15 protein-coding genes are annotated in these 14,405 nt (G+C 64.5%); 10 read left to right on the forward strand and 5 right to left on the reverse strand.

Features of this window, described 5'->3' with window-relative positions; all coding sequences use genetic code 11:
• Nucleotides 1-87: 87 nt before the first annotated feature.
• Nucleotides 88-537, reverse strand: a complete 450-nt coding sequence (locus tag ACVWVY_RS22525) for an iron-sulfur cluster assembly scaffold protein (RefSeq protein ID WP_456628442.1) — start codon at nt 535-537, stop codon at nt 88-90.
• Between the two features lie 231 nt (nt 538-768).
• Between ACVWVY_RS22525 and folE the strand changes: the two genes are divergently transcribed.
• The 10 genes from folE to ACVWVY_RS22575 all read left to right on the forward strand — a co-directional run bounded on the left by folE (nt 769) and on the right by ACVWVY_RS22575 (nt 9,832).
• Nucleotides 769-1,491 (forward strand): GTP cyclohydrolase I FolE, encoded by a 723-nt coding sequence (gene folE, locus ACVWVY_RS22530; protein WP_456628443.1) that lies wholly within the window; start codon nt 769-771, stop codon nt 1,489-1,491.
• A 28-nt stretch (nt 1,492-1,519) separates the two neighbouring features.
• A complete protein-coding gene (hisI, locus tag ACVWVY_RS22535) occupies nt 1,520-1,948 on the forward strand; it encodes a phosphoribosyl-AMP cyclohydrolase (RefSeq protein ID WP_456628444.1) in 429 nt (142 codons plus the stop codon).
• A 208-nt stretch (nt 1,949-2,156) separates the two neighbouring features.
• On the forward strand, nt 2,157-2,768 hold the full coding sequence (locus ACVWVY_RS22540; RefSeq protein ID WP_456628445.1) for a c-type cytochrome: 612 nt from the start codon (nt 2,157-2,159) through the stop codon (nt 2,766-2,768).
• Between the two features lie 16 nt (nt 2,769-2,784).
• Complete coding sequence (locus ACVWVY_RS22545) at nt 2,785-4,032, forward strand: c-type cytochrome (RefSeq protein WP_456628446.1); 1,248 nt, start codon at nt 2,785-2,787, stop codon at nt 4,030-4,032.
• 8 nt (nt 4,033-4,040) lie between these two features.
• Complete coding sequence (locus ACVWVY_RS22550; RefSeq protein ID WP_456628447.1) at nt 4,041-4,217, forward strand: hypothetical protein; 177 nt, start codon at nt 4,041-4,043, stop codon at nt 4,215-4,217.
• A gap of 36 nt (nt 4,218-4,253) precedes the next feature.
• The gene (locus ACVWVY_RS22555; protein WP_456628448.1) at nt 4,254-4,817 is read left to right on the forward strand and encodes a cytochrome C oxidase subunit II; all 564 of its coding nucleotides are present in this window, start codon (nt 4,254-4,256) and stop codon (nt 4,815-4,817) included.
• A complete protein-coding gene (locus ACVWVY_RS22560; protein WP_456628449.1) occupies nt 4,807-6,432 on the forward strand; it encodes a b(o/a)3-type cytochrome-c oxidase subunit 1 in 1,626 nt (541 codons plus the stop codon). The genes ACVWVY_RS22555 and ACVWVY_RS22560 overlap by 11 nt, the downstream gene beginning before the upstream one ends.
• Nucleotides 6,429-7,220 (forward strand): c-type cytochrome, encoded by a 792-nt coding sequence (locus ACVWVY_RS22565; protein ID WP_456628450.1) that lies wholly within the window; start codon nt 6,429-6,431, stop codon nt 7,218-7,220. The genes ACVWVY_RS22560 and ACVWVY_RS22565 overlap by 4 nt, the downstream gene beginning before the upstream one ends.
• Nucleotides 7,221-7,350: 130 nt before the next feature.
• On the forward strand, nt 7,351-8,370 hold the full coding sequence (locus ACVWVY_RS22570) for a transglycosylase SLT domain-containing protein (RefSeq protein WP_456628451.1): 1,020 nt from the start codon (nt 7,351-7,353) through the stop codon (nt 8,368-8,370).
• A gap of 286 nt (nt 8,371-8,656) precedes the next feature.
• Nucleotides 8,657-9,832, forward strand: a complete 1,176-nt coding sequence (locus tag ACVWVY_RS22575) for a DUF2336 domain-containing protein (RefSeq protein WP_456628452.1) — start codon at nt 8,657-8,659, stop codon at nt 9,830-9,832.
• Between the two features lie 208 nt (nt 9,833-10,040).
• Here ACVWVY_RS22575 and ACVWVY_RS22580 read toward each other — a convergent pair whose 3' ends face one another.
• The 4 genes from ACVWVY_RS22580 to ACVWVY_RS22595 all read right to left on the reverse strand — a co-directional run bounded on the left by ACVWVY_RS22580 (nt 10,041) and on the right by ACVWVY_RS22595 (nt 14,401).
• Nucleotides 10,041-10,619: an Hpt domain-containing protein gene (locus ACVWVY_RS22580; protein ID WP_456628453.1), complete on the reverse strand. Its 579-nt coding sequence runs from the start codon at nt 10,617-10,619 to the stop codon at nt 10,041-10,043.
• A gap of 19 nt (nt 10,620-10,638) precedes the next feature.
• Nucleotides 10,639-11,184, reverse strand: coding sequence for a response regulator (locus ACVWVY_RS22585; protein ID WP_025590237.1), 546 nt, complete (start codon nt 11,182-11,184; stop codon nt 10,639-10,641).
• Nucleotides 11,185-11,351: 167 nt separating this feature from the next.
• Entirely contained in the window at nt 11,352-12,131 is a 780-nt protein-coding gene (locus tag ACVWVY_RS22590) for an NAD kinase (RefSeq protein WP_456628454.1), read from the reverse strand.
• Between the two features lie 140 nt (nt 12,132-12,271).
• Nucleotides 12,272-14,401, reverse strand: a complete 2,130-nt coding sequence (locus ACVWVY_RS22595; RefSeq protein ID WP_456628455.1) for an adenylate/guanylate cyclase domain-containing protein — start codon at nt 14,399-14,401, stop codon at nt 12,272-12,274.
• Nucleotides 14,402-14,405: the final 4 nt, after the last annotated feature.

The following is a 14,405-nucleotide window of genomic DNA, read 5'->3' on the forward strand; positions in this document are numbered from 1 at the left end:
GGCGTCTGTGAATGATCGAGAATTCCCGGCGTACCGGATGCCCGCCTTCGCGGGCATGACGACGGCGTGTGGGGCGGGGACTTACCCTTACGCCTGCGCCGTCTGCTTCGACCGGGCTTCGATCTGGCCGATGGCATCGACCACGGCGTCGAAGGTCAGCATGGTCGAGGCATGACGCGCCTTGTAGTCGCGCACCGGTTCGAGCAGGCCGATGTCGGCCCATTTGCCCTGAGGGGGACTGCCGTTTTCCTTCAGCATCTTGCGCACGGTTTCTCGCAATTCACGTAACTCGCCAGCCGTCGAGCCGACCACGTGGCTTGCCATGATCGAGGAGGAGGCTTGTCCCAGTGCACAGGCCTTCACGTCATGGGCGAAGTCGGTGACCACCGGCCCCTCCATCTTGAGGTCGATCTTGACGGTCGAGCCGCACAGCTTGGAGTGGGCGGTGGCGCTGGCGTGGGGGTCGGGGAGGCGGCCGAGGCGGGGGATATTGCCCGCCAGTTCGATGATCCGCTTGTTGTAGATGTCGTTCAGCATGAGATTAGGTGTCCCGGGCGGCGGTCCGAGCGCCCTTGGCGGCTGGGTTTCATCGTCCTATATATGGACAGGAACGGCGGAAAAACAGCCCGGCCGTTTGCCGAGGCGGCCCGACATCGAAACCGGTTTGGCCGCCAGCGTTTTTTGGATGGGACTCAGGCGCCCGGCGGCCATGCCGCCCCGTCTGCCCGGTGACACTCCGGTCTTTCGGACCGGTCGAACGGAGAAGACATGGACGCATTGATCAAATCCCTCCGCCCCGGCAAGGCGCCCGACTTGAAGCCTTCCGAAGTCAAATCGCCCGATGTGGCCCCGGAAGCCCGCCCGGCCGAGCTCGATCCGGCCGAGTTCCTGGCCGCTGCCGTCCGCGCCGACCTGCCGCGCCCGTCGCGCGGGGAGGCTGAACGGGCCGTGCTGACGCTGCTCAGCTATATCGGCGAGAATCCTGGCCGCGAAGGCCTGCTGGATACGCCGCGCCGGGTGGTCGAAGCCTTCGACGAGCTCTATCAGGGTTACCACCAGTGCCCGGCCGAGGTACTGGACCGCACCTTTGGCGAAACCGCCGGCTACGACGATTTTGTCCTGGTTCGCGACATCGAATTCACCTCGCAATGCGAGCACCACATGATGCCGTTCTACGGCAGGGCCCATATCGCCTATACGCCGGTCGAGCGGGTGGTGGGATTGTCCAAGCTGGCGCGGCTCACCGATATCTTTGCCCGCCGCCTGCAGACCCAGGAGCACCTGACCGCCCAGATCGCGGCCGCGATCGACGAGGTCCTGAAACCCCGCGGCGTTGCCGTGCTGATCGAGGCGGAGCATACCTGCATGTCGGTGCGCGGCGTCGCCAAGCATGGCGCGATGACGTTCACCAGCCGGTTCACCGGCATGTTCCGCGACAATCCGGCGGAGCAGCAGCGTTTCCTGTCCCTGGTGCGAGGACCGAGCCGGTAACCTCGCTGAACTTTCCGCGAGGATCATCGTGTCCACATCCGCAACTGCCAATGAGCGAGAAGAGGGGCTGGCCTTCCAGCCCAAATTCGACGCGTCCGGTCTCGTGACCTGCGTCGCAACCGACGCTGCGACCGGTGACGTGCTGATGGTCGCGCATATGAACGACGAGGCGCTGCGAAAGACGATCGCGAGCGGCGAGGCCTGGTACTTCAGCCGTTCGCGCAATGCGTTGTGGCGAAAAGGTGAGACGTCAGGTCATACCCAGCGCGTGGTCGAGATGCGCATGGATTGCGATCAGGACGCGGTCTGGATCCGCGTCGAGCAGCAGGGTGCAGCGTGTCATACCGGGCGGCACTCCTGCTTCTATCGCAAGATCGAGGCGGCCGACGGTGACACGCGGTTGGCATTCGTCGATGCGGACAGGCAATTCGATCCGGCCACCGTTTATCGCAAATAAATTCAATTGATCCATGCGCCTACGCCGCAGCTCTCGGCACGAGAGCTGCGTTGCCTCCCTTGGTGCGATGTGCGAAGGTTCCATCTCGCGGTCGAGATGGGGCATCACGGTGGCGCGTCAAATCTCTTCGGCACTCTCTCTTCTTGCTTTGTTGGTGCTTTCGCTTGGCATTGCGCGAGCGCAGACCACCCCACAACCGCCCGATACCATGGCTGCACGCGTGCTCGCCTGCGCCTCCTGTCACGGCGCGGAGGGTGAGGGCACCAGCGACGTGTATTTTCCGCGGCTGGCGGGCAAGCCCGCGGGCTATCTCTACAATCAGCTGGTGGCGTTCAGGGACGGGCGCCGCAAATATCCGCCGATGAACTATCTGCTGGACTTTCTGCCCGACCCCTATCTGAAGCAGATGGCCGAACATTTTGCCTCGTTGCGGCCGCCGTTCCCGGCGCCCGCGGTCCCCACCGTCAGCAACGACATCCTCGCGCGCGGCGAAGCGATTGCCGTCAACGGCGACCCGCAGCGCGGCGTTCCGGCCTGCGCCAGTTGCCACGGCGCGACGTTTGGCGGCATGGAGCCGGCGATACCCGGTCTGCTTGGCCTGCGCGCCAGTTACATCAGCGCGCAGCTCGGCGGCTGGCGCTACGGCACGCGGACCGCCGCTGCGCCGGACTGCATGCAGATCATTGCAGGCCTTCTGACCGAAGACGACGTCAAGGCCGTTGCGGCCTTTCTGTCGTCGCGTCCCGCGCCGACGGACCCGTCCTTTGCCAAGCGCGGCAGCCTGCCGATGCCGCTTGCCTGTGGCAGCCAGCCGAACTGAAGGGGAGATCGTGCACATGCCGAGAACCTTGAAAGCTCTGCTCCCGGCTTTCCTCGTATCGTTGCTGTTGGTCGGCGTGTCGACGGCGATGGCGCAGGATGCGGCCCTGATTGCCAAGGGCGAATATCTCGCCCGCGCCGGCGACTGCATCGCCTGTCATACCGCGCGCGAGGGCAAGACTTTTGCCGGCGGCCTGCCGATGAAGACGCCGTTCGGCACGCTCTACACCTCCAACATCACGCCCGATCCGCAGACCGGCATCGGGATGTGGACGTCGGACCAGTTCTTCCAGATGATGCATAACGGACGTTTTCCCGATGGCGGGCTGGTCTATCCGGCGATGCCGTTTGCCTCCTACACCAAGGTGACGCGCGAGGACAGCGACGCGATCTACGCCTATCTGCGCTCGATCCCGCCGGTGAAGCAGATCAACCGTCCGCACGATCTGAAGTTTCCCTTCAACAATCGCTCGCTGATCCTCGGATGGCGCACGCTGTTCTTCAATGAGGGCGTGTACAAGCCCGATCCGACCAAATCGGCGGACTGGAATCGGGGCGCCTATCTGGTCGAAGGGCTCGGCCATTGCGGGATGTGCCACACCGCGATCAATGCGCTGGGCGGCAGTTCGGAATCGCAGGCTTTCGAGGGCGGCCTGATTCCGATGCAGAACTGGTACGCGCCTTCACTGACCTCGAACAAGGAAGCCGGGCTCGGCGACTGGACCATCGAGGAAATCACCGATTATCTGCGCAAGGGCGTATCGGCCAAGGGCGCGGTGTATGGGCCGATGGCGGAAGTCGTCTACAACAGCCTGCAATATCTCAACGACGACGATACCCGCGCGATGGCGATCTATCTGAAGAGCCTCGCGCAGGGCACGTCGCCGGAGAAGCCGGCCACGCCGCTGCCTTCGGCGGAAAGCAGCCTGCTGCTGTCGTTGGGCAAGCAGATCTACGACCGCGAATGCGCGAGCTGCCACGGCGCGGAGGGGCTCGGCATGCCGCCGCATTATCCGCCGCTCGCCGGTAACCAATCGATTCAGATGGCCTCGGCCGTCAACGCGATCCGGATGGTGCTCAATGGCGGCTATCCGCCGGGCACCGCGGGAAATCCGATGCCCTACGGCATGCCGCCGTTTGCGCACCGGATGTCCGACGACGAGGTCGCCGCCGTCGTGACCTATATCCGCACATCCTGGGGCAATCGCGGCGCAGCCGTCTCGGCGCGACAGGCCAATGAACTTCGTGCGGCAACACTGAACTGAGGGGCGTCATGATCAATTCATCCCCGCCGCAATCGCCGACATTGGGCTCCGAAGAGGAACGCGTCGACGCCATCGTCCGTTCCGGCCCGGGCGGTGCGGTGGCCGTCGCCGGCATTGCGACCGCGATCGTGATCGCACTGTGGTTTGCGTTCTACCTCCTGGTATTCCTGCCCAGGAGCGCCTGAACATGGCGAGTGCTTGAATATGGTGAGCGCCTGAACATGACGAGCGAGACGGATCACGGCGTCGGCGAAGCGGTTGCGGCCCGCATCGAACGGCGATGGGCTATCCTGTCGATCGTGATCGTCGGCTTGCTGGTCGGCATGGCGACCTTCATCGGCATCCATCAGGCGACCATGCCGCAAGGCCGGGTCGAAACCTCGGACCCCAAGACACTGCATCTTTCCGGCGAATTCGTCGAAAGCAACCTCGGCAGCACGCTCGAGGCCGACGGCTCGGTCACCGTGCGCGCCATCGGGCAGCAATATTCATTCACGCCGCAATGCATCGTGGTGCCCGCGGATACGCCGATCACCCTGCGCACCACCAGCGCGGACGTGGTCCATGGCCTTCTGATCGAGGGCACCAACATCAACACCATGCTGGTGCCGGGCTACGTCGCTGAGCTGCCGATCCGCTTCAAGGCGCCGGGCGAGCATGTGATGCCGTGCCAGGAGTTCTGCGGCATCGGCCATCAGGGCATGTGGGGCAAGGTGAAGGTGGTGGATAAGGCGGCCTTTGCCAAGCTCGCCGCTTCGCGACGGAGGCTGACCTGTGTTGATTAACAAGCGCCTCATCCTCTCCCATTTCTGGCTTGCCTTCATCGTGTTCGGCGCGGCGCTGGTGCTCGGCGCCTGGCAGATGTTCGTCCGCAGCCCGCTCAATGCCTGGCACTTCAATCCGGAATTCTATTATCGCTCGGTGACGGCGCACGGCTCGGCGATGGGTTATGTATTCCCCACCCTGATCGCGATGGGGTTCGGCTATGCGATCACGGAATCGGCGCTGGAAAGGCCGCTGGTCGGCCGCCGCTGGGCATGGGCAGGCTTTTTCCTGGTCGCGGTCGGTGCCGTGGTGGCGATGATCCCGGTTTCGCTGGGGCTCGCCTCGGTGCTGTACACTTTTTATCCGCCGATGGTCGGCAATCCCTTCTATTACATCGGCGTCGTGATGGTGGTGGTCGGCTCATGGATATGGGTCGCGCTGATGCCGATCAATCTGGCGATCTGGAAGCGGGAAAATCCCGACAGACCGGTGCCACTGGCGATGTTCGCCAATGTTGCGGGCGCGTATCTCTGGGGCTGGACGGCGGTCGGCGCCGCACTCGAGATCATTTTCCTGATACTGCCAGTGGCGCTCGGCCTGAGGTCGACCATCGACGCCGGGCTGGCGCGGGTGTTCTTCTCCTGGACATTGCATGCGATCGTCTATTTCTGGCTGATCCCGACCTATATCGCCTATTATACGATCTTCCCGCGCGCGATCGGCGGCCGGCTCTACAGCGACCCGATGGGCCGGATTGCCTTTATCCTGTTCGTCGTGGTGGCGATGCCGATCGGCGTGCATCATCTGTTTGCCGACCCGCAGGTCGGCGCCGGATTCAAGTTCATGCATTCGGTGTTCACCGGGCTGGTCGCGCTGCCGACGCTGCTGACGGTGTTCACGATCTGCGCATCCGCAGAGATCGCCAGCCGGCTCCGCGGCGGGCGCGGCGCGTTCGGATGGGTGAGCGCGCTGCCCTGGCAAAATCCGATCATGCTGGCGACGGCGCTGTCGCTGGTCATGCTCGGCTTCGGCGGCGCCGGCGGGTTGATCAACATGAGCTATCAGCTCGATGCCTCCGTCCACAACACGCAATGGATCACAGGCCACTTCCACCTGATCTTCGGCGGCGCCATCGTGATCATGTATTTCGCGATCGCCTATGATCTTTGGCCGCATCTCACCGGCCGCGCGCTTGAAAGTTTCGGCCTGATGCGAGCCCAGCTCTGGCTGTGGTTCATCGGCATGATCGTCACCACGTTCCCGTGGCACTATGTCGGCATTCTCGGCATGCCGCGCCGCATGGCGTTCTACGACTACGCCAATCCGGCAATCTCGCCGCAGGCGTTTTCAGTGTCGATGTCGGCGATTGGCGGCTTCATTCTGCTCGTCTCGGGCATCCTGTTTCTCATCGTTCTGATCCGCGGCCAGCGGGCCGCGAGCAGCGAGGCGGGGGCCTATCGGTTTGCGGTGCCGCTGCACATGCCGGCGCGACTTCCGGCCGCGCTGAACAGCTTTGGGCTGTGGCTAGCCTTGATGATCGGCCTCACGGTGGTCAATTACGGCTATCCGATCGCGCAATTGATGGTGCTGAAGGAAACCAACGTGCCCGCGGTCTATGTCGGAGCGAGCCGATGAACGAGCAGCCGCTGTTCTCGTGGCGCAATCCGTGGTTTAGCGCGAGCGTCGGGGTGACGGCAGCCATCGCGGTGCTTGCCGCGCTCGCCGGCCTGATCTGGCTGCCGCTGGCGCAGCCGGACCTGAAGCTGAGCGGCATCTGGGATGCGATCTGCAGTGCGGCCGGCGTGCCGCGCGCGTCACCGCAGGGCGCCGCCATCCAGCCCGATTTCAAGACTTCGAATGTGGTGATGACGTCGGAGATGCTGACGCGGCACGATCAGGTCTCGATCGGCCGCGGCGCGACGCTGGCGCAGCGCTGCGCGATCTGCCATGGGCCGCAGGGCGTCAGCGATGCCAATTCGCCGAATCTGGCCGGGCAGTTCGCCTCCGTCACCTGGAAGGAATTGAACGATTTCAAGACTGGTGCGCGGGTCAACGTGGTCATGAGTCCGTTCGCGGCCAATCTGAGCAATCAGGACATGCTGGATATCGCGGCCTATTATGCCTTTCTGCCGCGCGTGCCGTCGGACAAGCTCGATCCAGCGATGGTCCCACCGCCGATCGTCACGATCGGTGCGCCGATGCGCAACATCGCGCCCTGCGGTTCCTGTCATGGCGACGTCGACAACAAGGCCGGCAGCCCCTGGCTTGGCGGCCAGTCGGCGGTCTACATCAAGGCGCAACTGCAGGCGTTTGCGGCCGGCACCCGCCGCAACGACATCAGCCAGCAGATGCGCAATATCGCTCGCCAGATGACCGCGGAGGAGATCGACCAGGTCGCCCGCTATTACGAAGCCCAGCCGTGACAAGCGGGCGAGGGGCGATTTCTTAACCCCCCATTAACTATAATTGCGGCAGTCTCGACCGCGTATAGGCGCTGATTGCCAGGGCCTTGAGGGCCCGCGCGAGGTTTCGCGAGGAGCAGGCACCAGAGACATGGCGGTCGACACAACAAGCGCCACGGCTGCGGCAGGTGTCGATCCCGCGCGCGCGAGGATCGCGGGCTCGATCAAGCAGGCCGCCTCGACCACCGGCGCCAGCTTCGAATATCTGCTCGCCACCGCGAAGATGGAATCCAACTTCAACCCGAAGGCCGCCGCCACCACCTCGTCGGCACGCGGCCTGTTTCAATTCATCGACCAGACCTGGCTCGGCACCGTGAAGGAAGCGGGCGCCCATCTCGGCTACGGCAAATATGCCGACGCCATCACCAAGGATCCTTCCGGCAGCTATTCGGTCAGCGACCCTGACGCACGCGCGGCGATCATGAAACTGCGCGACGATCCGGAGGCTGCCTCGTCGATGGCGGCGGTGCTGACCCAGTCCAACAGTTTCAAATTGACCGGCAAGATCGGCCGCCGCCCGACCGACGCTGAACTCTATATGGCGCATTTCATGGGCGTCGGCGGCGCCGGCAAGCTGATCCAGAACGCCGAGGACAATCCGAATGCGTCCGCCGCGCAGATGTTTCCGAACGCGGCGGCCGCAAACCAGTCGATCTTCTATGATCGCTCGGGGCAGACGCGCAGCGTCTCGCAGGTCTATTCGGTGCTGAACACGCGCTACGCGGCCGCCGCCAACTCGCCGGTGACGCGCACCGCCATGGCGGCTGCCGGCGGCGATCTGCCGAGGCGCGTTACGGTCGCGAGCAACGCCGCGCCGGCAACGACGGCGATCGACAATGCGGCCTATCTGTCGAGCTTCCCGGATCAGCGCAGCGTGACGCCGGTTGCGGCAACATCGCAGACTGCCGCGGCGTCATCTGAGCCGATCTTCCGCTCGCTGTTCCAGGCCGGCGAACGCACGCAGCCGATTTCGCCGGCGGTGCAGGAATTGTGGGGCAGCAATTCGTCGCTGACCTCGGCGAGCACCATATTGTCGGGACATAAGCCCGAGGTTCGCGCACCCGGCCGGCTCGATCTCTTCAGCGACCGCAGCGGCACGTTCAGTTCGTAGGGTGGGGCAAAGCGTAGCGTGCCCACCCCCTAACATCCCGGTCGATGGATGGTGGGCACAGCGCTATGCGCCTTTGCCCACCCCTGCGCAGTTTCGACGGCGGCCTCCTGATGGGGTGCCATATACCGGCGGTTTTGCCGGATTTTCCCGCCGGCCCTCCCACCCTTAACAAAACGTCAATAATACCAGCCGTTTATGGTGAACCACTTTGTTAAGTGTCATGGTTTATTTTTTCTAATAGTGGCACCGCGTCACGGTGTCGTCACAGGTTGCGTAAGCCAGGACCATGATCGTTCGGCAGTTCATAAGTTGGATTCGTACCGCTCCGGCAGGCGAGCGGGCAGAGGCGACGCGGGCTTTGGCGCGGGCCTGGTTGATTTCAGATCTCACCGAGGACGATCGCATCGCCGCCGAAGGCGCGCTGCTGATGCTGCTCGACGATCCGTCGCCGCTGGTCCGCCAGGCCATGGCGGAAGTATTTTCACGCAGCCCGGACGCGCCGGCCGCGATCGTGCAGGCGCTCTCGCTCGATCAGCCCTCGATCGCGCTGCCGGTGCTCGAACATTCACCGCTTCTGATCGATGCCGACCTCGTCGACATCGTCGCGACCGGCAACAGCGACATGCAATGCGCCATTGCCCGCCGCATCAACCTGCCGCCCTCGGTTTCCGCCGCGATTGCCGAAGTCGGCTCGGCGGCCGCAGCGCTCGAACTGATCGAAAACGCCTACGCCGAACTGGCGCCGTTTTCCTGGGACCGCATCATCGAACGCCACGGCCATCTCGCCGCGATCCGCGAATCGATGCTGGTGCTCGAAGGCCTGCCGGCCGCCACCCGCGTCGCGCTGGTTGCCAAACTCACCGATACGCTGGCGCAATTCGTCGTCGCGCGTAACTGGCTGAGCGCCGACCGGGCAGGGCGGCTTGCCAATGAAGCGCGCGAGCGCTCGACCGTGAACATCGCGGCGCGTTCGCGCGGCGATGACATGGAAGGCCTGGTGCGGCACCTGCGCGCCACCGGTCAATTGAACGCCGGCCTGATCCTGCGCGCGCTGTTGTCGGGCAATCTCGAACTGTTCGATTCGGCGCTGGCCGAACTGGCCGATCTGCCGCTGGCCCGCGTGACGGCGCTGCTGCACGACCGCGGCGGCGCCAGCCTGCAGGCACTCCTGATCCGCGCCGGCCTTCCCGAATCGACCTTCGCGGCGTTTCGTGTGGCGCTCGAGGTCAGCCATGAAACCGGCTATGTCGATACTCTCGGCGGAGCGGCGCGGCTGCGCCGCCGCATGGTCGAGCGCGTGCTGACCCATTGCGAGACCGACCGCAAGGCCGCCGAGCCGCTCTTGATCCTGCTGCGACGCTTCGCGACCGAGTCCGCGCGCGAAGAAGCCCGCATGTTCTGCGAGGAACTGGTCGCCGACGAAGCGTTCGTGCCGCCCGAGCGCGATCTGATCGCAGCGTGAAATCCAAAACTGCGTAGGGTGGGCAAAGCGAAGCGTGCCCACCATCTTCAACGCATAATCGGAAACATCAATGGTGGGCACGGCGCAAGTGCGCCTTTGCCCACCCTACGACGCCCCATCCTCGTCATTGCGAGCGAAGCGAAGCAATCCACGTCTTCACGAGCGCGCAAGATGGATTGCTTCGCTTCGCTCGCAATGACGGGGGAGGCTACTCCGCCGGAACGATGCTCGGCGCCAGGATCGCTTCGAGATGTTCGGGGCGGTCGCGGTTGACCTTGACCAGGAATTCGTCCGCGACCCCGCGGAGCTGTTTGCTCAGCTTGCTCGCCATCGTGGCGGTGTCGAGCTTGGTGCGTTCGCGCACGATCGCCTGAATGGCGTTGATGTGGTGGGTGATCAGCTCCGCCGGGACCAGATCGAGGTCGGGCGCGTGTTCGATGATGCGGCACAGGCTTTCCGCGGCAGCGCCTGCGGACGGGAAGCCGAACGTGGCAGCGTCGCCCTTGATGTCATGGGCGGCGCGAAACAGCTCATCGCGGTTGTCGGTGGTGAAGCCGTCGCGGAGAACGACCGCATGCGCCGCCGAGAGCCGGTCGGCCTCGATCGTCATCCAGTTCTTGAATTCGCCGGATAGGCCCGCGAGCGCCTTTTCCGCGCGCCCGACCGGATCGTCGAGGTCGGATTCGGGAACGCGCAGCAACACCTTGCGGAGCGGATTGGGCTGCGTGATCACGTGGTGATCGCCAAACGACTTGACCTGTATGGTCCCGGGCTTTTGCTTCGTCATGATGGTCTCCAGGCCGGCGCTAGACGGCCGACCGCGCCTTGTCGAGCAGCGACGGCTGTTGCATGACTTCCACCTCGCCGCCAACGCGGCGCTCGGGACCGATATAGGCGTTGTTGGTATTGCGGCGGCGGTCGGGGCCGAAATAGGTCTTGGTCTTGATGAAGGGGCGCGGGTTGGCGACGACGTTGAGAATGCGCTGGTAGAGTCCCTTGGCCGAGATCGGCTTCGCCAAGAATTCGGTGACGCCGGCATCGCGTGCGACGGTCACGCGGCGCTTCTCCGAATGCCCGGTCAGCATGATGATCGGCGCGTAAGGGTTACCCTTCGATTCCGGCTGCCGGATCATCTGCGCCAGTTCGAGGCCGTCGAAGATCGGCATCGACCAGTCGGTGATGACGATATCGGGCACGTAGTGGCTGTACATTTCCAGCGCCGTGGCGCCGTCCTCGGCCTCATAGGCCTCGCGCGCGCCGAACGAATGCAGCAGCGTCCGCAGGATGCGGCGCATGTGCGGATTGTCGTCGCAAATCAGAAATCGCAGCTTGTTGAAGTCGATGCGATACATGGTCCGGCCCGGCCAAGCAAAACGGTATACTGGTGTTAACCATATCGCAGCGCTCGTTAAGGAATGGTTGCGAAGCCGGCCCGGCGGGCTCACGCCGATAGCTATGGCGTCACTTTTTTCCGGCCAGGAACCCGGTTCGAGGCCACCGGGCGGTCACCGGGCGGGCGTCAGGACCCGAACTGCTCGCGCAGGATGCGTTCCTCGAGGCTGTGACCGGGGTCGAACAGCATCCGCATCGAGATCGTCTTGTCGGACAGCACCTCGACGCGCTGGACATCGCGCACGTCGTCATGGTCGGCGGCGGCCGCGACCGGGCGTTTCTCGCCCTCGAGCACCTCGATGACAACGAAAGCGGAGTTGGGGAGCAGGGCGCCGCGCCAGCGGCGCGGGCGGAATGCGCTGATCGGGGTCAGCGCTAGAAGCGCCGCGTTGATCGGCAGGATCGGCCCCTGTGCCGAGAGATTATAGGCGGTCGAGCCGGCCGGCGTTGCCACCAGAATGCCGTCGGCGATCAATTCCGCCATCCGCTCGTGCTCGTCGATCAGGATGCGCAGATGTGCGGCCTGGTTGGTCTGGCGAAACAGCGCGACCTCGTTGATGGCGTGATGCAGATGCACCGCGCCATGCACGTCGGTGGCGCGCATCAGGAGCGGATTGATCAGGGATTCCCGCGCCGCCGCCAGCCGCGTATGCAAATCGTGCGTGGTGAACTCGTTCATCAGGAAACCGACGGTGCCGCGATGCATGCCGTAGATCGGCTTGTCCGAGCGCATATGCCGGTGCAGCGTCTGCAGCATCAATCCGTCGCCGCCGAGCGCCACCACGACGTCGGCATCATCGGCATCGTGATTGCCGTAGAGCTTGGTCAACTGCGCCAGCGCGGCCTGCGCCTCGGTGCTTGCGCTCGCGACAAAGGCAATCCGGTCGTATCGCTTGGGGGTGGCCATCGGACGACGAACTCTTGGGTAGCGCCAGGATTGGGTGGCGCCGGATTGCGCCGCGCTCGTCTATACACCATACCCGGGCTTGTCGAGATGGCGTGGCGGCTCTTTCGCGCCGGTAACGTAAACCGGCGGTCATCGTAACGTCATTTTTCCTGCAACGTCCGGATCGGGTCCCAATCCTCGCCTGGCGGGTTTTGGGCCAATTCCCGGGCCCGTGCGGCAAACAGCGATGCCGGCCGGTCGATGTCGGCCGAACGGTTGAAATATTGCGCGGCGCGCTCGAATTCGCGGGCCCGCCACTGCGCAAGCCCGTCGGCGTAGTTGGCGATCGATGTCGCCTGGGAGGAGGTCAGCCCGGCCGACAGCGCCAGCAATTCGTAGATTTTCAGCGCCTGGGTTCGCCCCTTGACCCTGATAGCGTCGAGTTCGCGCCAGGCGAAGGCCTCGCCGGTGAGGGCTACGGTGGTCTCGGAAGCGATGACGGTGGTGCCGTAGAACTTGTTGGCGCCCTCCAGCCGCGATGCCAGGTTCACCGCGTCGCTCATCACCGAGTAGTTGAAGCGCCGCCGCGATCCGAAATTGCCGACCAGCGCCTCGCCGGAATTGATGCCGATACGCTGCGCCAGCTTGTGTTCGTGGAAGGCGGCAGAGGAGGCGTTGAGTTCCGCCAGTTGGGTACAGCAATCCAGCGCGGCGCGCGCCGCATTGGCGGCATGATCGGGATCGTCGGCGGGCGCGCCGAACACCGCCACGATGGAGTCGCCGATATATTTGTCGACATATCCGCCGTGACGCTCGATGACGTCGGTCATCGCGGACAGATATTCGTTCATCAGCTCCATCAGGCTGTCGGGCGACATCTTTTCCGCGATCAGCGAAAATCCTTCGATGTCGGAGAAGAACACCGTCACGTTGCGGGTTTCGCCGCCGAGTTCCGGCAGTTTGTTCGACGATAGCATGCGGTTGATGACATGCGGCGCAAGGTAGAGCGCAAAGCTCTTCTGCAGCAGGCGGCGGTCCTTGTCGGCGACGACGAAGCGGAAGCCGATCGTGGCGGCGAGCGCGAACAGGCTCGCCAGGAACGGCTCGGCGATCGGCAGCGCCAGCGCGTGGTTGAAGGCGATCGTGGCGCCGGCGATGCTGGCCGCGATCACGGCTATCCAGGCCAGTGCTGCGCTGAGCGGCCGAAACCGCCACGCGGCGACGGCCGCCAGCGCCGCAAACAGGGCGGAGATCAGGAAGCGCACCAGCGGGCCCGGTTCGACCACCGCGTTGCGCGAGATCAGGTTGTTGACCGCCGTTGCATGAATATAGACGCCCGCGATCGTGCTGATCCGAAAGCCCGCGGTGACCGGCGTGCTCTCGCCCGCGCAACGCGGCGCGCGCGCGCCTTCGATGCCGGTTGCAAAGCGCTTGGAGGTCTGGCGGCGGTCCTCGATATCGAGAACGCTGCCGAAAATGACAACCTTTCCGGCGAACCAGCGCCGAAAGTAATCCTTGTCGTTCTTGACGGCGCACGCGCGCAGGTCGGCAAATGAGAAAGTCGGAATGTCGTCGGCGCCGCCCTCGAAGTTCAGCGTCATCGTGTTCGGAACCCGGCCGGGCACGCGGTAGCCGGCAAGCGTCAGCCGGCCGCGTTCGTCGAACTCGGGGGCAGCGCCTAGGGCGCGCGAGGCCAGCTCGACCGCCATCGAGGGCACCTTTGCCCCGTCGACAGGGAAGCTCAGCGGCAGGCGCCGCACGATATCGTCGCTGTCGACGTGAACGTTGAGCGGGCGGATGTTCTGTTGCTGGCGCACGGCGACGCGCTGCCCCGGCGATGGCCTGACCGACTGGGTTGCGCCCAGGGTTTCTCCCAGCACCACCTTGCCGTTCGCGGCCGCTCCGGCGAGCGCACGAAGGAAGTCGCGGTCGAATCCGCGGACTTTCTCACCGAGCCTGCCCTCGCCGAACGGAATTTCCGACTGCTCGATCGAGGTCTGGATCACGATGTCGAAGCCGGCCACTTTGGCGCCGCCTTCGAGTGTCGCTGACAGCACGCGGCCGATCTCCCCGGTCCAGGTCAGCATCGGCGCGCCCTCCAACGGGGCGGTGCGCCGGCTTTCCTCGTCGATCGCAACGATGACCGCCGGCGAAGCGGCCGGATCATGACTGCGGCCGAACACCTCCCAGCGCAGTGCGGTGAGGATATCGAGGGAGAGCCCGCGGATCGGTCTGGCCACCGGAGAAACTGACGCGGCCGCGCAGACCAGCGCGATGGCGGCAACCATCATCCTG

Source organism: Bradyrhizobium sp. URHC0002, from assembly GCF_054059515.1.